Below are 25589 nucleotides of genomic sequence, written 5' to 3' on the forward strand. Positions count from 1 at the left end.
AAGCTGGTTCTACTGAACTGGCTTGTTTTCTGTTGGAGCGAAATCAAAAGATAATCGGCGATCGCCGTGTCTTCAATGTCTCTCCATCACCCTATCCCCTCGGGTTTTCTTAGAAGTTTTCTTCAGGCGCAAACTTACCCAAATCATGCGCTGGAGAGGCTCAGGGACTTCTGGGTGGAGACCTTCCGATATTTCTTCAAAAGTTTTGATTGCTCCTGGATAGATAAACACTGAGTCTCCTGCTTCAACCAGACAAGCTAAAATGGCTGATTCTTCCAGAAAGTAAGTGGTAACTAGAGCTATTTCTTGACTTTTCTGTTGATTTTCTTGATCGATATGAATGGCTTTCCCTCGATGGAGATAGGCGTAAACAAACCGATTGACGAGATCTTGAAAAGATTGCTCATTTTGATAAAGTTCTTGCAGTTGCTGATAATAAGCTAAAAACTGCGATGTTTTCTCAATTTCTGAAGTTCGTTTGAATTGAAAATTACACTTTTGTGCGTATTGATAAAAATAGCTCTGATTCTGTTTTATAAACTCTTTGCCCGTCTGGAGAGCTGCTTGCAAGGCAGTTTCTGCCGTTGATTGATGTCTGACTTCAAGAGTTAGTCGATAAAGGCTATCTCCAATAATAACGATGCAGCTCCGGAAATTTTCACTAATCCACTCGATGGTAGCTTTAAGCCGCCTGGTGTCCATAAAGTTTTTACTACCTAAGCTAATTAAGAAAACAGAGCTTTGATAATCAGCGAGTGAGTTACGAAGATGGTGAGGAAAGACTTTTGCTAGTCCAGCTTGGTAATGGTACATTGGACTCGTCTTATTCTCGTTTAAACTTAAGGACTTTTGTTTGCAACTAATAGCTTGACTGACTTGGGATTGAATTTTTTTGAGTTGTTCGAGCGAGAATTGATTCCAATCCAGATGGTTTACGATCGTTTCTTGATCTTGGTATTGACTCATTTTAGAGTTAAAGTTATGTGTTATACTTAGAAAGAGAAAAGCTTTAAAAATCCCCCAAAAAAACATCTACAAGGTCTTTCTTGGGGGATTGGATCGGATTGACAGGAGCCTCTGCAAATTGATAATCCAGTATTAACGAGACTTAAACATCAGTTTCAAATAAGGCAAGGCGTAGCCGTTGGCTGGCTTCTTCTAGCTCTGCCATAGATTCCAGACTAACCACAACACTACGTTCAATTCCTAAAATTTTTGCGGCTTTGGCAACGGCTGCTTTTTCTTTCTCATGATAAGTTCCATCAGCACGGCTCATTTTGATAGCTTGGTACAACATCGATCGCCGAAAGTTGAGTGGAAATGTATAGCTAATTCCAGTGAGTAACTCTTCTACACTAACATTTTTCCAGTCGAACTTACGAAGTTCTGCAATATATTCTTCTGAGTTTTCCATGAGCAGTTCTTGCTCATCAATGTACCATTGAAATTCGGCTTCTGCTAATTCACCATCGGCTCCAGCGATCGCCATTAGTGCCCCACCGTACTTGATGGCAACATCAAAATCAACCGGTTGAGTGAGATTGTACCGGTTCCGGGCATATTTAGTCGGTTTAAGAGACTCAGGCATTTTAATCTATCCTTAATTGAATTTTGTCCAAATTTTTGCTCTAAGGGAAACACTCTCAATGCAAAACTGAATGAGATAGGTCACCCATCACCTAGACTATATCAGGAACAAAGGTAATGGGTGACTGATGGAATTTAGTTTTTAGAGTCGTCCTTAAAGCTGGATAACCATTCTTGGATTTGGGAGGAAGCAATATCACGACCTCCTAATCCGAAAGCAATGGCGATCGCCACAGCAACCGCTCCAAATAACAATCCAAAGGCTAGATTCACGATATCTGGGGCAATTCCCATCTGTCTCAACGCCATCGCCGCCACCAAAATAATAATGGCAATGCGGGCAGCTTGAGCCAACATATGTCCTTGACGACTACCTGAACTGTCAATCACCTTAAACGCCAGATTAGCAAAGTATAAACCGATCGCAAATACAACCACACCAGCTAAAACTTGACTGGCAATTTGAATGATTGCGCCTACAATCAGCGTCAATGCTTCAAGTCCTAAAACATCAGTCGCGGTAACGGTGGCAAATAGCAAAATCGCAATTAAAACCACCATACCCACAATTTCTGAAGGGGTGCGGAAGTCAGACGGAGGGGGAGGAAGAGGTAGATCCGATTCTCCTGCTTCTGGTGGTGGAGCAGTAGCATAAGGTTCTTGTTGCAACCCCAACCAATAGAAGAGATTATCAAACCCAAATCCAGTTAAAACATTGGTGACTAAATCAGAGACAAATTTACCTCCAATGTAGGCAATAACCAAGATGATAGTCGCAGTAAACGCCAAGGGCACATAGCCCATAATCATTTCCAGCATACTGATGGCAGGTGCGGAAATTGCCTCGATTTTGAGGGCGTTGAGGGCAGCGATCGCAAAGGGAATCAGAATTAATACATAGGAGATCGTACCAGCAATCCAGGATAATCCATGGGTTGCGCCTCCACCCGATAATCCAAAGCGATCGCCCATGCGATCGGCTCCACTGACCATGAGTAAATTGGTTACAATGCGACGGACAATGGTTGCGACTAACCAACCGGCTGTAGCAATCAAAATCGCACCCAAAATATTGGGTAAAATTAGCAGAATTTGATTCAGCAGAGCTTGTACCGGTTGCAGGGTTCCCTCTAACTGTAAGGTACTCAGAATCGAGGGTAAAAATAACAGAAATACAAACCAGTACATGGCATTAGCCAACGTACTGCTGACGGAAACGGGCGCAGTTATCCCCTCATCAACCACTTGAGATTCTAAGCGTTGATCGAGATTGAGAAGGTTTAATCCTCGCAGAACCGCCAGTTTCACAACAGTTGCCATTACCCAAGCAACGGCTAAGAGAATCCCTGCACTAACAATCTGAGGCACAAAGCCAAAAACTTGGTTGAGCAGGGTATTCAGGGGTTGGGAAACGATTTCTAGATCCAGAGAATCTAGAACCCCCACAAACACCACTAACATAATCAGCCAGAAAATGGCTGAACCGACCCATTTTTCAATCGGTGGGGCGGCACCCGAATCAGTTGTTCCAGAAACCCAAGCGGCTAATTTATTGTCGATTTTTGTGCGTTTCAGCAGTCCTTCGGCAACGCCGGAAATTGCCCAAGCGACTAGAAATCCGCCGACTAAAATAGCAGCAGCAATAGCAATAGTCGAGACTAAACTCCACCATTGGGGAATTGCGCCAGAGATGCTACTCAAACCAGGAACTGGTATCGCTGGCTCAGAGGCTGGGGCTTGCAAGAAGGGATCTAAGAGATCCTGTGCTTGCGTCCAACTGGCATCCTCTGGTATTGACAGATCAATGTTGATGCTTTGCCCAGTAAAATTCATAGGTTTTGCTCCTTAAGTTTTGTGATCAATGCGTTTCTATCCCCGATCTAGGAGAAACAGGGGAGAAACGCGATCGGGACAATCCCGAACATTGGCAAAATAACTAGAAGCGATTTACAGGCCTTATCGTACCAGAGTGATTGGCAGGGAGAGATAGGGGAAGTGAGGGATGGGGGAGCGCAAGAACACGCAGCCAGGGAGACGCGAGGATACAAGGACTCAGAAATAGCCGCTTTCCTGTTCCCCATTACCCAAATGTTTAATTTTTAATTAATCTCATAGTGTCCAGCGAGTAAAGACAGGGCGACGATGGGTGCGGTTACTGCTCTAAGGATACGTTGACCGAGGGAAATGGGTTGAAATCCAGCTATAGTGGCTTCTTCAACTTCTTGGGGAGTCCAGCCGCCTTCTGGCCCGGTGGCGATTAAAATAGTTTCGCTAGGAGAGGGTAGGGGGAGAGTGAGCAGATGAGGGACGCTAATGCGGGTAACGGCAAGATAGGGATGGATATGGGGTGTTTGCATAGCTTGGGTAAAGGATAGAGGATCGGCAATGGTGGGAATATGTTGGCGTTCGCATTGTTCAGCAGATTCCGTGGCAATCCGTCGCCACCGTTCGAGTTTTTGGGGTCTGGGTTTGAGGAGCGTGCGATCGGTAATTACAGGCATAATTTCCATCACCCCTAATTCAGTACAACAGCGGATAATCTCTTCAAAACCATTTTTGGGTAAAGCCACCATTAAGGTAATAGCGATCGCCAATTCCGTTTGCATGGGAATCATTTCTAGCCGTTGAGCAGTTTCTAGATCGCACAGTTCACTTAACCACCATTCCGGCTGTATCAAGGCAATAAAGCGATCGCCCGGTTGCAAACGCAGCACTCGATACAAATAATGCTGTTGCTGGGGAGTCAGTCGGATTATATCGTTATCCAGTTGTTCTGGGGCGATCGCCACCCGTTGCCATTGCGTCACAATAATTGCTATAGCACTTCGCGCTAAGGAATACGAACTAAGAAATAGATTAGACTTCTTACAGAAGTCAGACAATAGTCCTAAGAATATACATGGTTTATAGAGAAAAGGACTAAACGAGGTTTTTCCCTATTCCCCATTCCCCATTCCCCATTCCCCATTCCCCATTCCCTATTCCCAACTCCCCATTCCCCCAGGTTATGGGGTAAAATGCAGACCGCAACAGATCGAGTAAAAGCCCATGACTACCCGTGTTATCCTCGTCCGCCACGGTCAAAGCACTTATAATGCCCAGCAACGTATTCAAGGTCGGCTTGATCACTCCGTACTAACGGAACAAGGCAAAGCCGATGCTAAGTTAGTAGCCACTGCGCTTCAAGACTTACCTCTAGATGCTATTTATTCGAGTCCCTTGCAACGCGCTCGACAAACGGCTGAAGAAATTGTGGCTCATCTTGGTTCATCCCTCACTATCGAAAGTCCAGAGACCTTATTAGAGGTCGATCTACCCTTATGGCAAGGGATGCTTAGAAAAGAAGTACAAACCCAATTCGCCCAAGAATATCAGGTTTGGAAACAACAACCGGAAGCCTTCAAAATGGTGATTTCTACCCCAGAAGGGTCAAAAGAGCATTATCCAGTATTAGCTATGCATGAGCAAGCTAAACGGTTTTGGCAAGATCTATTAGCCAAGCATCAGGGACAAACGGTATTAGTCGTGGCTCATAATGGGATTAATCGCTGTTTGTTGAGTACAGCGCTGAATATTTCTCCAGCTTATTATCAATCTATACTACAGTCGAATTGTGGTATTAGTGTCCTGAATTTTGCTGGCGGTTGGGGAGAAGAGGCACAATTAGAATCGATGAACCTCACCAATCATTTAGGAGTTGCCTTACCGAAATTTAATAAACCGGAAGGAATTCGCTTGTTATTGGTGCGTCATGGCGAAACCCAATGGAACCGGGATAAACGCTTTCAAGGGGTGAAGGATATTCCCTTAAATGAAACGGGAAAAGAACAGGGACGCAAAGCAGGCGAGTTTTTGAAAGATGTGCATCTAGATTTTGCTGTTAGTAGTCCATTATTGCGCCCCAAAGAAACAGCAGAACTAATTTTGGAAGCTCATCCTGAAGTTGAGTTACAGCTTAATCCTCTCTTAGCAGAAATTAGTCATGGCTTGTGGGAGGGGATGTTAGAGAGTGAGATTGAAGCCGATTATCCTGGGATGTTAGCCGAATGGCAAAATTCGCCGGAAACGGTGCAAATGCCGGAAGGAGAGAATTTACAGCAGGTTTGGGATCGGGCGATCGCCGCTTGGAGCCGTATTCTCGAATCCGCTAAACCCGGTACAACTGGGATCGTTGCAGCTCACGATGCGATTAATAAGGCGATCGTTTGTCATTTATTTGATTTAGATCCTCAATATTTCTGGAATTTTAAACAAGGAAATGGTGCAGTCACGGTGATTGATTATCCCTATGGCGCTCAGGGCAAACCCATACTCAAATGCCACAATATTACCTCTCACCTCAATTCTGGCATTCTTGACCGTACAGCAGCCGGTGCATTATAAGGCAATCAGCAATAGGGCAAAACCGATTTGCCCTTTACTTATTCCTTTAACGTATCCTTAAGTACCGTACGGGCAGCCAAATGATTACGAGTTGAGGTGAGAATTTCCATTTCTCGCTCCAGTCGTTCGGTCGTACTTTGCATTTCTAATAAAGCTTGTTGTTCAGCCGCCACACCATATAAATTACTGGCGACCCAGTAAGATAACTCAACTGGAAGGGTGGGAATATTATCGGGTAACTCAATTTCCTGACCCGTCAATTTAGAAGATAGGTGAACCACGTCTTTGAGTAATTGTTCTACCTGAGTGCCCAAAGATCGCAAGTCTCGATCCGTCGGTTCATCTTCTATCCATTCTACCAACCCTACGCGATAGGGTTTTTCTCGCACATATTCTAAAACCCGAAACCGTTGTTGTCCCAGGGTGAGGATCTTCATGCGGTCATCGGGTAAACGTTGATGATTAACAATTTCCGCACAGCAACCGACAGCAGCGGCTTCATTTTTGACTGGGTTCCACATTAATACCCCAAACCGACTATCTGTGTCGAGAACGGTATTCATCATCATCCGATACCGAAACTCAAAGATATGTAAGGGTAGGGGTCTCCCTGGAAAAAGGACGACTTCAGGTAAGGGAAACAGAGGCAATTCTCGAACGGCGATGGAGGAAGAAGATGTCATAGTAATTTTCCTGTTCTGGGGACTCTCTTAAAAACCTGAAAATAGTAGAAACATCTTTTAGTCTATCGCATTGTTCGAGGCTGTAAAAACCTCACCGTTCATATTCAGCATCAATGCTTAACCAGGGAACCATCACTCAAGGGGTTACAGTTTCACTTCGATATCTACACCAGCCGGTAGATCCAGTTTCATCAAAGCATCAATCGTTTTAGAGGAGGGTTGATAAATATCAATGATTCGACGGTGGGTACGAGTTTCAAAATGCTCCCGTGAGTCCTTATCCACGTGAGGCGATCGCAGGATACAGTAGATTCGGCGCTTAGTCGGTAAGGGAATGGGGCCAACTGCTGTAGCGTTGGTGCGGTTAGCGGTATCGACAATTTTTTCGCAAGAGGTATCTAGGAGACGGCGATCGAATGCTTTCAGGCGAATGCGGATTTTTTGTTGTTGTAGAGTTGCCATGATTATTTACAGTTGTCAAGGTTCTGTTAAATTCTGAGAGATAAACCCTTCCCAACTGGGTTCATTGGTAACTTAGGGAAGGGTTTAATGGAGATGAACGGAGGACTCAGTCCGAGCTATTTAAGGATCTTAGCAACCACGCCAGCACCAATGGTACGGCCTCCCTCACGGATCGCAAAACGCATTCCTTGTTCAATCGCGATCGCATTGATCAATTCCACGTTCATTTTAATCCGGTCGCCAGGCATCACCATTTCTGCATCACTACCATCATCTGCGGTGAATGACTTAATTGTGCCGGTTACGTCCGTTGTCCGTACATAGAACTGGGGACGATAATTAGGGAAAAAGGGAGTATGGCGGCCACCTTCTTCTTTTTTCAACACATAAACTTCAGCTTCAAACTGAGTATGAGGAGTAATTGAACCGGGTTTAGCCAAAACCATACCCCGTTCAATATCCTCTTTTTTCATCCCCCGAAGCAGAAGACCAGCATTATCACCAGCCATCCCTTCATCCAGAGATTTCTTAAACATTTCCACACCGGTTACCGTTGTTTTGCGAGTATCTCTAATACCAACGATTTCCACTTCCTCGTTGATTTTGATTTTACCCCGCTCAATCCGTCCAGTTGCTACGGTTCCCCGACCGGTAATCGTGAATACATCTTCTACCGCCATCAAGAAAGGTTTATCCACATCCCGCTCTGGAGTCGGAATAAAGCTATCCACTTGATCCATCAAGTCCCAAATGGCATCAATCCATTCATTTTCACCCCGTTGAGCATCGGCTTTTTTGGACATGGTTTCTACTGCTTCTAGGGCAGAACCAGCAACAATGGGAATATTATCTCCATCAAAGTCATAGCTACTGAGCAGTTCCCGTACTTCCAGCTCAACCAGCTCTAACAATTCCTCATCATCCACTTGGTCTTTCTTATTCAAGAACACCACCAAGTTAGGAACGCCTACCTGACGAGCTAAGAGAATATGTTCGCGAGTTTGAGGCATGGGGCCATCAGCCGCAGAAACCACCAGGATCGCACCATCCATTTGCGCTGCCCCAGTGATCATGTTTTTCACATAGTCAGCATGTCCGGGACAGTCCACGTGAGCATAGTGACGGTTCCCCGTTTCATATTCCACGTGAGCAGTATTAATCGTAATCCCCCGTGCTTTCTCCTCTGGAGCAGCATCAATGTCTTCGTATTTCTTGGCTGTGGCTTGGCCAGCAGCGCCCAAGGTCATGGTAATAGCAGCCGTCAGGGTTGTTTTACCATGGTCAACATGACCAATCGTACCAATGTTAACGTGAGGTTTATTCCGTTCAAATTTTTCGCGTGCCATAACTAATTAATTGTGCCTAATGTTGACTAGATAAAAGAGGAAGTAAACGTTTTCTGACCCTAAGTCAGGACAAGTTCAGAGAGTCGAACCAGAGCATTAGAGTTAATAGAATTGATTCCTCAAACTGCTATCAACTCTAATTGCCCTAGTGGATTTTATGCTTCTCCCTTGCTCTTGGCAATGATCGCTTCTGCCACATTCCGAGGAACTTCATCATAATGACTAAATTCCATCGAAAAAATTCCACGTCCTTGAGTTTTGGAGCGAATATCTGTGGCATAACCAAACATTTCTGCCAGAGGAACTTTAGCCGAGACTTTACTAATCCCGTCTTCAGAACCCATCCCTTCAATCTGGCCGCGACGGGAATTGAGATCTCCCATCACATCTCCGAGGAAGTCTTCAGGAACTTCCACTTCTACCTTCATGGTGGGTTCGAGCAGCACGGGTGATGCCTTGGTTACTGCTTCTTTGATTGCCATAGAGCCAGCAATCTTAAAGGCCATTTCCGACGAGTCTACTTCGTGGAAGGAACCATCAACCAAGGTAGCTTTGAGGTCGATCACTGGATATCCGGCTAAAATTCCCGATTCGCAGGCTTCTTTCATCCCTTGCTCGGCAGGGCCGATGTACTCTTTTGGTACCGATCCACCCACAATTTTCGAGACAAATTCAAAGCCGCTACCTGGATCGCCAGGCTCAAGTTGGATTACCACATGGCCGTATTGACCTTTACCCCCACTTTGGCGGATAAACTTACCTTCAGCCTTGATCGCTTTACGGATAGTTTCTCGATAAGCAACCTGGGGCGCACCCACATTCGCTTCCACTTTGAATTCCCGCAACATACGGTCTACAAGAATTTCTAAGTGCAGCTCTCCCATCCCGGCAATGACGGTTTGGTTGGTTTCCGGGTCAACGCTGACTCGGAAGGTGGGGTCTTCTTCAGACAAGGCTTGGAGCGCTTTGGAGAGCTTCTCCATGTCTTGCTTGGTTTTCGGTTCTACAGCAACGGAGATCACCGGTTCTGGGATATAGAGAGATTCCAGAATTACCGGAGAACTGTCATCACAGAGCGTATCTCCAGTGGTGGTGTCCTTAAGACCCAAAATGGCTCCTAAGTCACCCGATCGCAGCTCATCGACTTCAATCCGTTCATCGGCCTTGAGAATAATCAAGCGAGAAGCTCGCTCTTTCTTACCCTTGGTCGAGTTCATGACATAGCTGCCTTTCTTCAGTACGCCTGAATACACTCGGGTAAAGGTCAAGCGACCATAGGGATCGGACATGATCTTGAAGGCTAGGGCAGAGAAGGGCTGCTCATCATCTGCTTTGCGTTCCGTAGGAGTCGTCTTATCTAGGAGCGTTCCTTGGATCGCTTGCACATCAATGGGAGCCGGCATATAGTCAATTACGGCATCCAGAAGCAGTTGTACCCCTTTGTTCTTAAAAGCAGAACCACACAGCAGGGGAACAATCGTTCCGTCAATGGTTCCTTTACGCAGAGCCTCATGGATTTCTGCTTCCGTTAACTCTTCTCCTTCCAAATATTTCTCGGTTAGAGCATCATCTGTTTCTGCTACCGATTCAATGAGTTTGGCACGGTATTCTTGGGCTTGTTCCAGAACATCCTCGGGAATTTCCGCATCTTCAATATCAGTACCTAGATCATTAGTATAAATCTTGGCACGCATTCGCACCAAATCGACAATACCTCTAAGATCGCTTTCTGAGCCAATAGGAATTTGAATGGGGACAGCATTCGCCCGAAGACGATCTTTAATTTGTTCGTATACTTTAAAAAAGTTCGCTCCGGTGCGGTCCATTTTGTTAACAAAAACAATCCGGGGCACTTTATAGCGATCTGCTTGCCGCCATACTGTTTCTGATTGGGGTTGAACGCCACCAACCGAACAAAATACAGCAATTACGCCATCCAATACACGCATGGAACGTTCTACTTCAATTGTGAAGTCTACGTGACCCGGAGTATCGATAATGTTTATTTGATGGTCTTTCCAACTGGTACTAATAGCTGCTGCTGTGATGGTAATCCCTCGTTCCCGTTCTTGGGCCATCCAGTCAGTCACTGCTGTTCCGTCGTGCACTTCACCAATCTTGTGAACAATGCCTGAGTAAAACAGGATTCTTTCAGTTGTTGTTGTTTTGCCCGCATCAATATGGGCAGCGATGCCAATATTGCGAATTCTCTCCAGCGGGATATTTCGTGCCACAGATACCTCCTTGGTCTTGAAAAGCAGTCTTGATTGTTTATTTTTTCGGCTCTTTTAGAATTGTATACTTTTTTTAAGCCAAACGATTAAGACTTCCTGAAGAAATCTAGCCTAAAACAGGGTTTAGACTAGATTCCGCTCAGTTCTTTTGAATTGGGCTAAAGATGAGGCGCTGAATTTGCCTAATCCCTTAGTAACGATAGTGAGCAAATGCCTTGTTTGCTTCTGCCATGCGATGGGTTTCTTCCCGCTTACGAATGGTGCTTCCGGTTTCGTTGGCAGCATCCATAAGTTCATTGGCTAATTTCATCGCCATGGATTTACCCGAACGCTGTCTAGAGAATCGAATTAACCAACGTAGAGCCAAGCTCACGCCCCGATCTGAGCGGACTTCCATGGGAACTTGGTAAGTCGCCCCACCTACCCGTCTGGCTTTTACCTCAACCAAAGGGGTTGCATTTTTCACGGCTTTTTCAAAGAGAGGTAGAGCATCAGAGCCGGTGCGCTCTTCAATAATTTTGAAAGCATCATATAGGATGTGAGAGGCTAAGGATTTTTTTCCACTCTTCATGATCCGCCTGATGGTCATGCTAACCAGGCGACTATTGTGTACCGAGTCTGGAGGGACAGAACGGTGATGAGATACTCCTCGACGAGACATAAGTTTAGATCTCAGACTTCAATAATGGATTGGGTTTACAGTATATATTTACAACGACCAGCGCTAAAAATAACGAAGAAGCTATAACGGTTTATTTCGATTCCTTAAACCGTTCTAAACGCTTTATTTGGGGCGTTTAGCTCCATACTTAGAACGACCTTGCCGCCGATCTTTTACGCCTGCGGTATCTAGGGTTCCACGAATGATGTGATACCTTACACCTGGCAAGTCTTTCACCCGTCCACCGCGAATCATGACTACGGAGTGTTCTTGAAGGTTATGCCCAATCCCTGGAATATAAGCAGTGACTTCAAACCCGGAGGTCAAACGCACACGGGCAACTTTACGCAGGGCTGAATTCGGTTTTTTAGGCGTTGTAGTGTAGACACGGGTGCAGACTCCACGGCGCTGGGGGCAGCTTTTTAGAGCTGGAGACTTGGTTTTCCGTTCTATTTTCTGACGTTCACTACGAATGAGTTGTTGGATCGTTGGCATAAGGTACGGAGGTTTGCTATAAACCGTCTCTGGTTCAACTTTGACGACAATTTTTAACTTTACCAACTAAACTCACCTTTTGTCAATCTTTTGGTCCCTCAACCCTTCTACTTGTAAGGCTAGTTAATGGCAAAGGATTGACCACAGCCACAAGTTCGGGTGGCATTAGGATTGTGGAAGCGAAATCCTCCACCCATCAAATCATCAGAATAATCGACTCTCAAATGATCGAGATAAGTTAATTGGGCTGGATCGACGATGATGGCGATCGCCTCATAATCATAGACCCGATCCGTCTCCTGTTTTTCTGAGTCAAACCGGATCTCATAGCTCAAGTCTGCACATCCCCCTGTCTGCACCTCAAAACGCACCCAAGGAGTCGATTGGGGATATCGGCTTTGCAACCGTTTTAATTCTGTGGCCGCAGCAGGGGTTAAATGAATCATGGGGAAGCGAGTTCAAATATCTATCATTTAGACTGTACTATCTTTGCCGTTCGTGCGGGCATAATCATCTTGGAAGCGCACGATATCATCTTCACCGAGATATTCCCCATTTTGGACTTCGATCAGCACTAAGGGAATCACTCCTGGATTTTCCAAGCGATGGGAGTTTCCTTGGGGAACATAGGTGGATTGATATTGATAAACCATGATTTCTTTGTCGCCACAGACAACTTTTGCCGTACCTGAAACCACAATCCAATGTTCGCTGCGGTGGTGGTGCATTTGCAGGCTCAGGCGATGACCGGGTTTAACTTCAATGCGTTTAATTTTATAGCCTTGTCCCTCTTCCAAAACCGTATAGGTTCCCCAAGGACGTTCTCCCACTTCTGGCAAGCTATTGGAGGATGGAGAAGACTTAGGAAGGGAGTCTTTAGTTTTGTCTGAATTATCTGAATTAACAGTTGGGCGTTCTGAGGCTTGTACCATGATTGATTTTTCTCCGTAGAAGGTTAGAAATCTTGGGTTGCAGAATTAAAAGGAGAGAAGAGTTCCCCTTAGATAACCATAACAATCTTCTCTCTTTGCTGTCATCTGTTAGGTGGTGATTTGGCATGAGTGCTAACCCACTGGCGAAATTCCCGAATCAATGCGGTTTCCTTAGTGGTTTTTCTCAATTCCAGAAAACCCATAATTTCTGTGGCTTGTAGGAAAGGAAAAGCCAAGGAGTGTTCGCTCTGTTTATATTCTTTTCCTTCTAGCTGATCGAATTGTAGGCGATCGCCATCATAGCGCCAGACCTCCGGCACTCCAAAATCGGCATATAAATCGAATTTATTAATAGAGTGGCTAGTCACATCAATCTCGACGATCAAATCTGGAGGCGGATCTTGACTGAGGTCTATTTGCTTTTTGTTCCACACGAGAGACTCGTTCTGAATGTAGTAGCACTCATCTGGCTCAAAACCGCGAGCTAAGTCCTCGCGCTTGCAAGTGAGCGAACCCAGGCTGCGAATTTCTATATTCAACTCCTCAGTCAGGGTTTCTACAAAACGTCCTATCAGCTTTTTATCACCTTCGTGGGGAGCTAAAGGAGTCATAATTTCCAGTAATCCTTGGTCGTAGGTCAGGCGCATTCCTGCTTGTTCGCTTAAATCTTCAAGCAGAGATTCGTAAGTCAGCCAGCTAATATTGCTTAGTAGGAGCGATTCTCCTACGGAGACGCTTCGCGATCGCTTGCCGAGGCTTGGCGCTACAACTGGCTCCTGTTTTAGTGTGGCTCTCATGGGGGTTACTAAGGTTGAAGAAAGATGCCTAAGCCATTATGAATGCGGGCGGCACTTCGGGGGGAGCGGTCTAATAATTCTCCTCCTAAATAAAGTCCGGTGGAACTGCCACCATCTAAATTCAGGGCATCCACTGTACCAAGGTGTTGCATAATTTGAGCCATTTCGGTGAGGGTTGGCCCTTTTCCGTAGGAGCGGTTATGGACAGCGGCGATAATCAGTTGTCCATTGGAGGTTAAACCGATCGCACTCCGGGAGGCTTGTTGGCGAATAAATGCTTGGCTAAAGCTCTCTCCTTGGGCATCTAGCACGATACGACCATTTTTCATCAAGAGAGGGCCAGCGCCTAGGGTAAAGGGATAGTTGGAGGTGAGATCGGGGGATGAGGTGGTTTGCAGTTGGAGACGACTTCTTGGAGGAATAGAGGGCCGAAGATCCTGCCCACGATGGACTAAGAGATATCCTTGGGGAGGGATGGAAAATTGGCCGGTTCCGGCTTGGGTGGTTTGGGTTTGAGAAATGACGCGATCGCCGTTTACCGAAATAAGGGTTTCATTGTCGGTCAGTGGCGTATAAGTTGACCCCCAAGCACGGGTATAGCGAGATAATCCCGGTTTGACATAGCCACTGTTGAGGTAAAGAATGGGATATTGTTGGCTGCTTTGAGTGGTAAGGGTTTCAGTGAGGGTTAGGCGATCGATGAGGAATTGTCCTCGGTCGTTCCAGGCGATCGCTCCCCGGTTGAGAATAGGGCCGGATATCCATTCTCCATTGTCGCGAATGACTCCCAAGGGTAAGCGATTATTACGATTAAAAAATCCCGCATTAATGGCGGCTGCCACTTGAGATTGACGCGCTAAAGTCACTAAGGGAGAAGTCCCCGATGCAGCTTGGGTATTGGTGCGAATGGGACGGAGTTGGATTTGGGGATTTTGCGGGTCAATTTGCAGCCAAAATACAGGAAACTGCGACGATCCAATGGTCACCGTTTGCTGTCGCCATTGAATTCCTGGGGCCCATTGGATTCGTTTTGTGGGAATATAGGCATCTAAATGAAAATCGATCGCCACCCGATAGGGCGCATTCGCGGTAAGAATTTGGGGACGCACTTGTTTGCTTTTCAGGTTAATTTCAATTTGCGTCCGTCCCGATTCCGGGGTAAACTTGATGCTATCAATAGCATTCCCAGCCTGGGATTCAAAGGCATCGAAGAGAGCAGAAGAAGCAACTGCCCCAAGAGTAATCACCGTCTTTCCGGGAGCATGGTTGATTTGTATCGGTGTTTCTTGATTCAAAGCGATTAGGAAGCGATCGCCCCAAGCTTCTTGTACCTGACGCATCCCCAAAACCTGACTCGCAGGCGCTTGTAGCCTCAGCATATTCCCCTGGGGAACCATCCGCCATCCCAACTCTTGCACCCACTCCGTCACATCCACATATCGTGCAGTCGAAGTCACCTGAACCGGAAGCGTCCACTGAGTTTGACGAGGAATTCCGTACCACTGAATCGGTTGGAGAGTAGGATTAGCAGTACTCAGCAATTCTACACCAAAACCCGACACCAAACCCACATCACTAATGCCAATCCGCAATTGATTATTCTCTCGCCATTGTTTCCAGGCAATGGGTAATGTTTGACCATTAATGATGATTTGATTGCCTTGAGCAGGAAGATTTTGCGCGAGGAATTCTTCCTCACTCATAGTTGATACAGGACACACTTCGGTTAAGCTATCCTCACAAGCGTTAACCGGAAGTGCATTTATACCAGAAAACATCCCAGCGCCCAACAATGCAATATAGAATAATGACAACATCAATCTGTTTACCCCACAACCATACCTAAATCATATCCTTGGACTTATTAGAAACCGGTAGAGATAAGGCGCACCTTATCTCTATGCACATCCTACAATCCATGGAAAACGTTATCTTCTCCATCCAGCGGTCAGTCCGATCCGAATAGATTGTCAAACTATGTCACAACTGAGTTCAAAATGATAGATTAATTAGGCCGACCAAATTTTGGCTAAGAGCATAACCTTGAAATTAGGATATAGTGTCTTCTGTTGGCAACGTTAATGTAACTATGCTAAACAGATTCAGACTGCGATAACCCTCAGATATTACATCTGCATATTCTTTAGAATAAAATGGCTCGCTATGATAGGCCGTCCCTTCTGCCACTTCATATCGATTGAGTTCCGGTAAATTCATGATGACTTGAACTTGTTGCTCATTTTGAGGAACAACGATCACATGATATTTAGCCGCATTAGAACCTTGGTTAATATACTCAGAGAACAAACCTTCTAATTCTGCGATAATCAACTGTTCTTGTTCGGAAACTTCTTCATCAATATTGACTAAAGCATTAATAATATCTTTGAATTCTGATACTTGTTTATGAGGGGGAGAGGTTGCCAAGTAATCCATAACATCCTGACGTAACTTGATCAAATTGATAGAAGCCCCTGCTCTTCTATTGTTTTGTAAATCATCCCAAGAATAATTAATATTCCAGTTGTCAGCAAAAGTTTGAATAAATTGCTTTTCTCGTTCATCAAGAAATTCATCAATCATTGCGACTTGACTTAAGATACTAATCACCTTTTTGGCTCCAGATGGTTTGAAAAACGATCGAGCCAAGTCTCCCGCCTCTTTTCTTTCTAAGTTGAGAGTTTGTTTGATTAATTCCCATAACCCTTTTTTTCGCTCTCCTTCTACCCATAAGGACGTACCTACTAGGATATAAAATACAGCCAAACCACCAAACAATGTGGTGTCGATTAAGCCAATAAGTTCACCTTGCAAAAGATAGTTGAGGGCAAAGATCAATCCAGGAATTAAAGAAACTAAGTTAGCCGTAACGGATATACTTTCGGCAACGGCTCGTTCGTGCTTTCGTTTCCAAATTTGGTTGATTGTTAGATACACTTCTGTTAGGGAAAAGCCTATGGATAGAAAAGCTAGAATAGATATTATTCTCTCGAAATTTTCCATGATGGTAATGCAATGTGTGATGATACAGCAGTTTCCGCTCTTACAAGGTATATTAAAGCCTTTTGTTCTGGGGAACAAGGAGCAGACTTTAGTTGTTTATTGAGATACGAGACGGTTACACTGTACTCCATAGAAGAGAGACGCGCTATATTACTTCTTGTTTTATAGCGGGACTTTCTGTAAAGCAAATATTGAGCAAAGTATCAATATTTTCGACTAGGAAAATCGGTACACCTAATTTTTCTTCGACCTCTTCTACTGTCCGATCGTCTAAAAAACAAGTTTCACCATGCTTTAACATCACCGTTGGTAATAAAATACCATCACCTAAGTCCTTTTCAGACAACTTATGTAGCAAATCTTCTCCCGTCAACAAGCCAGTTACGGTCATGTCTTGTCCCCAATAGTCGCTATTCATGGCTTGTAACTGAATGGTCAAGCCTGATATCTTATTTAATTGATTCACTAAAGGGGTAAATGCTTTTTCTACAGTGTTTCCTACTACCCAGGAGAATATTTTAGGAGGAGATACTTTAGCCACGGATCTCTTTTGTATCTTCTCTTCAAACTCGCGAATAAATAACCGAATTGATCCCACTCCATTGCCAATTTGAGGATAATCCTGATAATGGGATTCGGGAGGTAAATCCACTCCAGCAATTAAAAACCATTCATCGGCTAACCAAACTATGGTGGCATTTTTTTCTTGTTGAAATTTTTTCTGTAATCTTTGCACCTGGATAATCACTTCTTGTGCTTTTTCCACGGTTACGGGAATGAGTTCATCTTCACTAGGGCGAAAACGAGTTAAGCCGACAGGAACTACGGCTATTGAAGCAACGGCAGGAATTTCTCCTTGATGAAATCTTGCTAAATCTAAAATTGTTTTCTCTAAATGATCTCGATCATTAATTCCTGGACAAACGACGACTTGGGCATGAATTTGTAAGCGTTGTTCTTGGAACCATTCCAGTTGCTGAAGAATTTGACCGGCGCGAGGATTTTTTAATAAACGATTTCTGATGTCTGGTTCGGTGGCATGAACGGAAACGTAGAGGGGGGAGAGGCGCATGGCTTGAATGCGGCTCCATTCCTTGGGGCTGAGATTGGTTAAGGTTAAATAACTGCCGTAGAGAAAACTGAGGCGATAGTCGTCATCTTTGAGATAAAGGCTTTTACGTTTTCCGGGGGGTTGTTGATCGATAAAGCAGAAGGGACAGCGATTATTACATTGAATTAAACTATCGAAGAAAGCGCTTTCAAATTCTAGTCCTAAATCTTGATCGTAGTCTTTTTCGATTTCGACTTGATGGGTTTTGCCTTTAAGATCGAGAACTTCAAGATCGAGAATTTCATCGGCACATAAAAACTGATAATCAATTAAGTCTCGCGGTGCTGTGCCGTTAATGGAGACAATGGCATCACCGGGTTCAAAACCGATTTCGGCGGCGATGGAGTCGGGAAGAACTTGGGAGATTTTAGCGGGACGAATGGTACTCATGGTTTAGCTATTCTGGATAAGTTGGGTGCTAATGGCGATTAAAATAACGATGCCAAAAATCAGACGATACCAGATAAAGAGCCAGGTGCTACGGGTTTGGAGAAAACGGATTAGCCAGGCAATGGCGACATAGGAGAAAAAGGCGGAGGAAATTAAGCCGATAATTAGGGGAAATAAGCCGACTCCGGCAAGTCCTTCGTCGAGTAGTCCAGCGAGTTCAACTAATCCGGCAAGGGTGATGGCGGGAATGCCAAGGAGAAAGGAAAATCGGGCGGCACTGGCGCGTTCTAATCCCATGAATAATCCAGCGGTAATGGTCGATCCGGAGCGGGAAACGCCAGGGATAATGGCAAGAGCTTGGGCACATCCCATGAGAATTCCGTCTTGCATTCCGAGGCGATCGAAGTCCCGTTTTCGACTGCCCCATTTTTCGGCTAATCCGAGTAGAATAGCCATGACGATGGAGGCGATCGCAATGGCAGAGAGTTTGCGAATGGGAGATTCGTCGAAGTTGGGGATCAGTAGTTTAACCCCTAAGCCAATCACCACAATGGGTAGGGTTCCGATCGCAATCCCGGATACCATGCGGACACTATTGGACTGATAGTCTTTTTTCTGGATGGCTTGAAGGGTTCCTAGGGTCAGTTGCCTCAGATCGTCCCAAAAATACCAGAGGACAGCACCGATACTGCCCAGTTGAATGATAGCAGAAAAGGCAACTCCTGGATCGCCCCATCCGAGTGCCACAGGGACTACTTTCAGGTGAGCGGTACTGCTAATGGGAATAAATTCTGTCATTCCTTGTACCAGTCCTAAAATAAAGGCTTGAAAGACATTAATCTGCCCGGAAACGCTGTTGGAGGTGTCTTGTGCTTGCGCGAGGGGAGGTAAAAGTAGGGTAGAGAGGAAGATTAGTCCAAACAGGAGGGGGCGATCGCTATTTTTTTTAAGCATTACGAATCCTTGATGGAGAACTGTCCCATTATTGCCAAAAACAGGGGGTTGTGCCTTGTAGGTTTCATTTCTCTGGCGATCGGTTATCATACACTTATCCCCCCCGGGGGGGATATCAGATCCAATAGACAGAATTAAAAAATCTGATATCTTAAACAATGTAAAGTTAAGTAACGAAACTTAATTGTGGTTCATCAAACCTTTCCCCCCTATTCTTCCTCAACATCCAAGTCAGCCTCAAATCCTGTAAAGGAAGGGTTGAAAGGGCTGGCATTCCCTCAACATTGGCAAATCTGGCTGGCATCTGGGGGGTTAGTGATTGTACCTGTGTTCTTCCAAGCGCCCTTAGTGCGCCTGTTCCCAGAATTAAGTTTTGTAATGACCCTCGGCTGGCTTGGTGTAAGTTGGATGCTCAAGACTCGTCACTGGGGGCAGCTTTGGGGCGATCTCTTATTAGGATTTAGTTGGAGTTGGTTAGCCGGCTCGATCTATTGGGGGTGGCTCAGGTGGGAACCGCTCTATCATTTACCCATCGAGGCGATCGCCCTACCCTTCGTTTTACTCGACCTAGTACTGCGCTGTAGACAGTCTAGAAATTCTTGGGGATTAATCGGCCATTTCTTCTATCTTGGTTCCCTGTTGGGGACGGCGATCACCGATATTTATTTTTACCTAGTTGACCTGATCCCCCACTGGCGGCAACTGATGCAAGTCGAACCCGAATTTGTACGCCCTGTCTTTCAAGAGGCGATCGCCCAAATCTATACCCCTTGGGGGGGATTTTGGGCGGGAGCGTTGTTAACTCTCTTGCTAGTAATGGGTTTATTTCCCGTGCGCTCCAAACAAATCCAGTGGTGGGCCTTTAGTGGTGCAGTCCTCAGTACCCTAGTCGTAGACGGACTCTTCTGGCTGGCAGCTCTTTGTGCCTAAATTCCAATCGGCTTTAAAGACAACATTTTTCGATCGGTAGAAAGAAATCAGGGCTAGTCTTTATTGTGACTCAAATCACAACCCATTTCCCAAATCATCACGGAATGAACAGAGCATCCCCAGGAGAATAAGATTAAAGACCCTTGAGAATGCTATCTCAACATCAAGCGATGGAAGTCTCCTTACATCTCCTCCCCTGTGCCCTAAGCGATCTGATTGTTCAAGCCTATACGAAGCGCAAATTAACCCAAGCTGACCGATATGGATTAATGGCAGCTATTTTAGATCCCAATCTGAGTGAAGAAGAGCAACAGGCGATCGATCGCCTGTTCTATCTTTATTATCGAGGACGCTTAGAACTAACGGATGAACTCTCAACCCTAGATGGAGAATAGCCAAATCTGAAGATTAGTGAAAAAGGGTTGATCCATTACCAGCGCGTTTGATGTCCGCAACAGCGGAAAGCACGATATGATTGATCTTCAGCATAAGCAGGATCCCCTTGGATGGCGACTCCTGTTCCATCACCTCCCGATCCATGATTTACCCCGATTTTTCCGAATTTAAACAGCTTGCCCAACAGGGTAATTTTATTCCCGTTTGTCAGGAATGGGTCGCTGACTTAGAAACCCCGGTTTCGGCATGGTACAAGGTTTGTGCCAATCATCCCTACAACTTTTTGCTAGAGTCGATCGAAGGCGGAGAAAAGATCGGTCGCTACAGTTTATTAGGTTGCGATCCCCTATGGATCTTAGAAGCAAGAGGCGATCGCACCACACAAACGTTTCGAGATGGCACTCAAAAAGAATTCCAAGGCGATCCTTTCGGGCACTTAGCCAATTGTTTAGAACCCTATCATCCTGTCAAACTGCCCCAACTGCCTCCCGGAATTGGGGGATTATTCGGATTTTGGGGCTATGAGCTGATTCGTTGGATTGAACCTACCGTTCCCGTCCATGGAGGGGATAAGATCGATCTGCCTGATGGCATATGGATGCAGGTCGATCATCTGTTGATTTTCGATCAAGTAAAGCGTAAGATTTGGGCGATCGCCTATGTGGATGTGCGCGATCCTAACACCAAACTGAAGAAAGCCTATAAGAAAGGGTGCGATCGGATCAAATCCCTCGTTAAGAAACTCAACAAACCCCTCTCTCGCAAACACATATCTCTGGAATGGACATCCCCAAACCGGGTGAACCCAGACTCTAGGGTGTCTTACACCAGCAACATTACCCCAGAAGCCTTCTGTACCAACGTCAAAACAGCTCAGGACTATATCTTGGCAGGAGATATCTTTCAAGTTGTTCTCTCCCAGCGTCTCAGTACTGCCTATAGAGGTAAACCTTTTGACCTCTATCGCTCCCTGAGACTGATTAACCCCTCGCCCTATATGGCCTATTTTAATTTTGGCTCTTGGCAACTGATTGGTTCATCTCCAGAAGTCATGGTTAAAGCTGAAAAAGCTTCCAATGGCAAAACTATCGCCACCGTTCGACCCATTGCCGGAACCCGTCCCCGTGGCGCTACTCCAGAAGAAGACCAAGCCTTAGCCGACGAACTCTTACAAGACCCCAAAGAAATTGCCGAGCATGTTATGCTGGTCGATTTAGGTCGCAACGATCTAGGGCGAGTTTGTACCAGTGGCACCGTTAAAGTCGATGAGCTGATGGTGATTGAACGCTACTCCCATGTGATGCACATTGTCAGTAACGTCGTGGGGGAACTGGGGAGAGATCGCAGTGCCTGGGACTTACTCAAAGCCTGTTTTCCCGCTGGAACCGTCAGTGGCGCACCGAAAATTCGCGCCATGGAGATTATTCACGAACTTGAAGGCGATCGGCGCGGCCCCTACTCGGGTGTATATGGATACTACGACTTTGAAGGACAGCTCAACAGTGCCATTACCATTAGAACCATGGTTGTACAGGATAAAACCGTATCCGTTCAAGCAGGAGCCGGTCTAGTCGCTGATTCTATTCCCCAGAACGAATACCAAGAAACCCTGAATAAAGCTAAAGGATTATTACAAGCTATTCAATGCTTGTACCCCTAAGTCTTCCCGATAATCTGAAGGGACGAACTAGAGGCATGAAGTATAAGCAATTAGAAAATCAAATCATCGATCTGATTCAAATTGTTGATTAAATTTTGCTTGCAATTTGTCCAAAATCCCGTAATATCAAGAATGAAGACAAGCGATCGTACAGACGATTAAGCCAGGAAATTGGCTATCGTTTGTATTAATCAACCTTATACTCATTCAACTAATCTCTGAGGAGTAACACCATGGCTACATACAAAGTTACATTGAAAACCCCCACTGGTGAAACAGTAATAGATTGTCCTGAAGACGAAATTATTCTAGATATTGCTGAAGAACAAGGGCTTGACCTGCCTTATTCCTGCCGTGCCGGTGCTTGCTCCACCTGTGCTGGTAAAATCACTGCGGGTACGGTCGATCAAGACGATCAATCCTTCCTTGATGACGATCAAATTGAAGCCGGTTGGGTTCTGACCTGTATTGCTAAACCAACATCAGATTGCACCATTGAAACTCATAAAGAAGACGATCTGACCTAGTTCTTCAACTCTCAAAATCCTTAGCATAACTAAGTCCCTAAGCTACCCAAATCCCCTTTTAATAGTAAGGAGATTTGGGTGCTAATAGTTTGTAAGATCCAATGGAACAGTTACACCTCAACAATCATCCTTAAACCTCTAAAAAATCAAGCTGAAAACAGATTAAGGAAGCAGCGAAATGGCTAAAAAAAACTACAGCGTTCGACTGGTGAACGAAGAAGAAGACCTTGATGAAATTATCGAAGTTCCTGAAGATGAATACATTTTAGATGTAGCAGAAGCTCAAGGTGTGGATCTTCCCTATTCCTGTCGGTCGGGAGCCTGTTCTACCTGTGCTGGTAAGTTAGTATTGCCAGAGAACACCTATCCAGAAGATGTGGTGGATCAATCGGACCAGTCTTTTTTAGACGATGGGCAAATAGAAGCCGGTTATGTCCTGACCTGTATAGCGTATGCTAAGGCAGACTGCACCATTCTTACTTATCAAGAAGAAGAACTCTATTAACTCTTAAACCTTATTCGGTTTACCCCTAGCCTCCCCAGACAGGTCTCGCTTCATCTGCAATCAACTCTCAAGTTAGCTAAGTTAAGCTTTAATGGGATTGAAGGTCTTATATCTCTTAATGCAGTTGTGAGGAGGCTTAAATTATGCCAACGATTAATGGAACCCCCGGGCCAGATTTACGTAATGGAACTGAGCAAGGGGATATTATCTCGGGTTTTCAAAGCAATGATACCCTGAACGGACTAGGGTTTAATGATATTATCCTCGGCAATCAGGATAACGATCTCATCGATGGTGGGCCAGGTAGGGATACCCTATTTGGCGGTCAAGGAAGCGATACACTCTTTGGTCGCACAGAGGCCGATCAGATCTCAGGGGACTTTGGAGATGACTTTATATCCGGAGGAGAGGGTATTGATTTAATCCTGGGAGGACCAGGTAACGATCAGATTTCTGGAGGCTCATTTAATGATGCCCTCTTTGGAGGAACGGGTATAGATGCCATTAATGGGAATGGAGGAAACGATCTCATTTATGGCGGCCAAGATAGCGATTATCTGGTCGGCTCTCAAGGTAATGATAGTCTCTTTGGAGATTTAGGTAACGATACCATTGAGGGGGGAGACGGTTTAGAAAGTATTCGAGGCGGTCAAGGGATTGATTTCATCTTTGGCGGGAATGATACGGATACAATTTTTGGAGATAATGAAGGTGATGTGATAACTGGGGACAGGGGTGCAGATAGTCTCCTCGGTGGTAATGGTGCAGATTTTGTGGCGGGTGGTACGGAAAATGATACCCTGCTGGGCGACCCAGGTAATGATTCCCTGTTTGGGGGACAAAATGAGGATCGGATGGAAGGGGGAGAGGGCAATGATTTCCTTTCCGGCGATCGGGGCAATGATACGCTACAAGGTAATGCAGGTAATGATGCCCTAGCTGGAGATTCAAATAATACTATACCCGGTAATGACTTTCTCTTTGGCGGTACGGGAGCAGATACCCTGCTCGGTGGTGCAGGACGGGATACGTTTGCGATTGATGCCAACTCCGGTAGTTTCCAGCTCTCGGGTGCAGATGTAGTCAACGACTTCTTTGTGGATGCGAATGGAAACAAGGAAGATAAAATCGGCTTAGGAGACGGACTAACCTTTGCTAACCTGTCTATTACCCAAGGAACAGGAGCCAATGCCAATGATGTAGTCATTCGTCAGATTGCGAGTACAGGTCAAGCAGGGCAAGTACTGGGCGATTATTTAATGGTCTTGCGAAACGTCAACGTGGCCCTGATTAACCAAACTGATTTTGTCACGGTTGATCTGCCCACCCCAACTCCAAGCCCGACCCCAACGCCAACGCCAACGCCAACCCCCACCCCAACGCCAACCCCCACCCCCAGCAACCAACGACCCACCCCTCCCCAATTAGTCGGTGGAGAAGTGCTGACGGTTAGTAATGACAGTGGCATTGATGCCACCCAACCCGGAACAGTAATTGGGCAAATCCGATCCTCAGATAATTCCGGGATTCAATCCTATGAAATTTCCCGCGTTACTGGAGGTGGTTCTAGTGCTAACTTTCGTATCGATTCGAGTGGAAATATCACCCTCAACAGCGCTCCGGGGGGCAATGGGCCATTTGGCTTGGTAGTACGCTCTACAAATACCGGGGGCAGAGTATCAGAAGAAGCAACGATTAATGTCTATACCACTGTGGGCGCAGCCAGCAGCGATCCAATCCTTAGAAATAATCGGAATGACAGTTTTCCCGCAAGCGGCAATGTATCCGGTCAAGATACGATTATTGTCGCTCCCGGTAAATATGATGAAGCTAGCTTAAGTGTTACTCAGAATACCACCCTACGATTTACCATTCCTCCCGATCCTACAGGAGCAGGTGTTGCTCGATTAACTGCACCGGCAGTTCCTACTCCCATTACGGGGAGTTTGGTTGCCGGTACAACCCTATCGGAAAACTTCCGAGGGAATAGCTCTAGCGACTTGTTCTTTGGAGGACAGGGGGCCGATACCCTGAATGGAGTATCTGGGCAAGATTATTATGTGTATACCGCCCTGAATGAAGGAGGGGATGTTATTCAAGGCTTTGGCAATAGTAGTGTGATTTTGGTCAATGCTCAGACCTTTGGTGCAGGTCTAACAGCGGGACAATTGTCTCAAGGACAGTTATTCTTGTCTAATTCTGTCTTTAATCCGGCTAGCCCTCCGAGTGCTTATCAGAATGCTGCCAATGGTGACCAGTTGCGCTTTATTTACGATTCCCAAGGCAACTTGTTCTTTGATGCCAATGGCTCGGCGGCTGGTGGTATCGCCAATAATCAACCCCTGGCAGTTCTCAATGCTCCCGGTCGTCCCTCGGTGAGTAACTTTAGTAATGCTAATATTTTTGTCTATTGACGCAATTGGGTAATGGGTAATAGGTAATAAGCAGATGAGGATCTTGCCGATCTCTTGATCTCCCCATCTGCCTATTCCCTAAAAATAGTATCCTGTGATACTATTTTGGAATGATTTGT

General features: G+C 45.5%; 24 protein-coding genes. 7 read left to right on the forward strand and 17 right to left on the reverse strand.

The window, feature by feature from the left end; translation table 11 throughout:
• Nucleotides 1-72: 72 nt before the first annotated feature.
• From J7545_RS10040 to J7545_RS10055, 4 genes are all read right to left on the reverse strand, one after another.
• Complete coding sequence (locus J7545_RS10040; protein ID WP_318698614.1) at nucleotides 73-966, reverse strand: tRNA-dependent cyclodipeptide synthase; 894 nt, start codon at nucleotides 964-966, stop codon at nucleotides 73-75.
• Between the two features lie 142 nt (nucleotides 967-1108).
• Nucleotides 1109-1588 carry a TerB family tellurite resistance protein gene (locus tag J7545_RS10045; protein WP_318698615.1) on the reverse strand — a complete coding sequence of 160 codons (480 nt, stop codon included), beginning with the start codon at nucleotides 1586-1588 and terminating at the stop codon, nucleotides 1109-1111.
• A gap of 134 nt (nucleotides 1589-1722) precedes the next feature.
• On the reverse strand, nucleotides 1723-3420 hold the full coding sequence (locus J7545_RS10050; protein ID WP_318698616.1) for a mechanosensitive ion channel: 1698 nt from the start codon (nucleotides 3418-3420) through the stop codon (nucleotides 1723-1725).
• Nucleotides 3421-3686: 266 nt separating this feature from the next.
• Entirely contained in the window at nucleotides 3687-4394 is a 708-nt protein-coding gene (locus tag J7545_RS10055) for a 16S rRNA (uracil(1498)-N(3))-methyltransferase (protein WP_318698617.1), read from the reverse strand.
• 241 nt (nucleotides 4395-4635) lie between these two features.
• Between J7545_RS10055 and J7545_RS10060 the strand changes: the two genes are divergently transcribed.
• Nucleotides 4636-5970, forward strand: coding sequence for a histidine phosphatase family protein (locus tag J7545_RS10060; protein WP_318698618.1), 1335 nt, complete (start codon nucleotides 4636-4638; stop codon nucleotides 5968-5970).
• 38 nt (nucleotides 5971-6008) lie between these two features.
• Here the strand turns inward: J7545_RS10060 and J7545_RS10065 are convergent, their stop codons facing one another.
• The 13 genes from J7545_RS10065 to J7545_RS10125 form a co-directional block, all read right to left on the reverse strand.
• Nucleotides 6009-6653 (reverse strand): LON peptidase substrate-binding domain-containing protein, encoded by a 645-nt coding sequence (locus tag J7545_RS10065; protein ID WP_271936220.1) that lies wholly within the window; start codon nucleotides 6651-6653, stop codon nucleotides 6009-6011.
• 144 nt (nucleotides 6654-6797) lie between these two features.
• Nucleotides 6798-7115, reverse strand: coding sequence for a 30S ribosomal protein S10 (gene rpsJ, locus J7545_RS10070; RefSeq protein WP_271936222.1), 318 nt, complete (start codon nucleotides 7113-7115; stop codon nucleotides 6798-6800).
• 116 nt (nucleotides 7116-7231) lie between these two features.
• A complete protein-coding gene (tuf, locus tag J7545_RS10075; RefSeq protein WP_318698619.1) occupies nucleotides 7232-8461 on the reverse strand; it encodes an elongation factor Tu in 1230 nt (409 codons plus the stop codon).
• Nucleotides 8462-8616: 155 nt separating this feature from the next.
• Nucleotides 8617-10695 carry an elongation factor G gene (gene fusA / locus J7545_RS10080; RefSeq protein WP_318698620.1) on the reverse strand — a complete coding sequence of 693 codons (2079 nt, stop codon included), beginning with the start codon at nucleotides 10693-10695 and terminating at the stop codon, nucleotides 8617-8619.
• 190 nt (nucleotides 10696-10885) lie between these two features.
• Nucleotides 10886-11356, reverse strand: a complete 471-nt coding sequence (rpsG, locus tag J7545_RS10085; protein ID WP_318698621.1) for a 30S ribosomal protein S7 — start codon at nucleotides 11354-11356, stop codon at nucleotides 10886-10888.
• Between the two features lie 123 nt (nucleotides 11357-11479).
• A complete protein-coding gene (gene rpsL, locus J7545_RS10090) occupies nucleotides 11480-11851 on the reverse strand; it encodes a 30S ribosomal protein S12 (RefSeq protein WP_271936249.1) in 372 nt (123 codons plus the stop codon).
• A 119-nt stretch (nucleotides 11852-11970) separates the two neighbouring features.
• Nucleotides 11971-12297: an iron-sulfur cluster assembly accessory protein gene (locus J7545_RS10095; RefSeq protein ID WP_318698622.1), complete on the reverse strand. Its 327-nt coding sequence runs from the start codon at nucleotides 12295-12297 to the stop codon at nucleotides 11971-11973.
• Nucleotides 12298-12324: 27 nt separating this feature from the next.
• The gene (locus J7545_RS10100; protein WP_318698623.1) at nucleotides 12325-12783 is read right to left on the reverse strand and encodes a phosphomannose isomerase type II C-terminal cupin domain; all 459 of its coding nucleotides are present in this window, start codon (nucleotides 12781-12783) and stop codon (nucleotides 12325-12327) included.
• A 101-nt stretch (nucleotides 12784-12884) separates the two neighbouring features.
• Nucleotides 12885-13580: a Uma2 family endonuclease gene (locus tag J7545_RS10105; RefSeq protein ID WP_318698624.1), complete on the reverse strand. Its 696-nt coding sequence runs from the start codon at nucleotides 13578-13580 to the stop codon at nucleotides 12885-12887.
• An 8-nt stretch (nucleotides 13581-13588) separates the two neighbouring features.
• Nucleotides 13589-15397, reverse strand: a complete 1809-nt coding sequence (locus J7545_RS10110) for a phosphodiester glycosidase family protein (protein WP_318698625.1) — start codon at nucleotides 15395-15397, stop codon at nucleotides 13589-13591.
• Between the two features lie 232 nt (nucleotides 15398-15629).
• Complete coding sequence (locus J7545_RS10115; protein WP_318719519.1) at nucleotides 15630-16517, reverse strand: hypothetical protein; 888 nt, start codon at nucleotides 16515-16517, stop codon at nucleotides 15630-15632.
• A 211-nt stretch (nucleotides 16518-16728) separates the two neighbouring features.
• Complete coding sequence (locus tag J7545_RS10120) at nucleotides 16729-18084, reverse strand: TIGR03279 family radical SAM protein (protein ID WP_318719520.1); 1356 nt, start codon at nucleotides 18082-18084, stop codon at nucleotides 16729-16731.
• A 3-nt stretch (nucleotides 18085-18087) separates the two neighbouring features.
• A complete protein-coding gene (locus J7545_RS10125; protein WP_413039092.1) occupies nucleotides 18088-19038 on the reverse strand; it encodes an undecaprenyl-diphosphate phosphatase in 951 nt (316 codons plus the stop codon).
• A 186-nt stretch (nucleotides 19039-19224) separates the two neighbouring features.
• Here J7545_RS10125 and J7545_RS10130 point away from each other — a divergent pair, with 186 nt between their 5' ends.
• From J7545_RS10130 to J7545_RS10155, 6 genes are all read left to right on the forward strand, one after another.
• Nucleotides 19225-19968, forward strand: a complete 744-nt coding sequence (locus tag J7545_RS10130; protein WP_318698629.1) for a DUF3120 domain-containing protein — start codon at nucleotides 19225-19227, stop codon at nucleotides 19966-19968.
• 149 nt (nucleotides 19969-20117) lie between these two features.
• Nucleotides 20118-20363 carry a hypothetical protein gene (locus tag J7545_RS10135; RefSeq protein ID WP_318698630.1) on the forward strand — a complete coding sequence of 82 codons (246 nt, stop codon included), beginning with the start codon at nucleotides 20118-20120 and terminating at the stop codon, nucleotides 20361-20363.
• A gap of 143 nt (nucleotides 20364-20506) precedes the next feature.
• A complete protein-coding gene (trpE, locus tag J7545_RS10140) occupies nucleotides 20507-22024 on the forward strand; it encodes an anthranilate synthase component I (protein WP_318698631.1) in 1518 nt (505 codons plus the stop codon).
• 233 nt (nucleotides 22025-22257) lie between these two features.
• Nucleotides 22258-22551, forward strand: a complete 294-nt coding sequence (locus J7545_RS10145) for a ferredoxin (RefSeq protein WP_318698632.1) — start codon at nucleotides 22258-22260, stop codon at nucleotides 22549-22551.
• A 178-nt stretch (nucleotides 22552-22729) separates the two neighbouring features.
• Nucleotides 22730-23056 (forward strand): 2Fe-2S iron-sulfur cluster-binding protein, encoded by a 327-nt coding sequence (locus tag J7545_RS10150; RefSeq protein WP_318698633.1) that lies wholly within the window; start codon nucleotides 22730-22732, stop codon nucleotides 23054-23056.
• Between the two features lie 143 nt (nucleotides 23057-23199).
• Nucleotides 23200-25470, forward strand: coding sequence for a calcium-binding protein (locus J7545_RS10155; RefSeq protein WP_318698634.1), 2271 nt, complete (start codon nucleotides 23200-23202; stop codon nucleotides 25468-25470).
• The last annotated feature ends 119 nt before the right edge of the window (nucleotides 25471-25589 follow it).

It is taken from the genome of Roseofilum sp. SBFL, from assembly GCF_017746885.1.
Lineage (GTDB): Bacteria > Cyanobacteriota > Cyanobacteriia > Cyanobacteriales > Desertifilaceae > Roseofilum.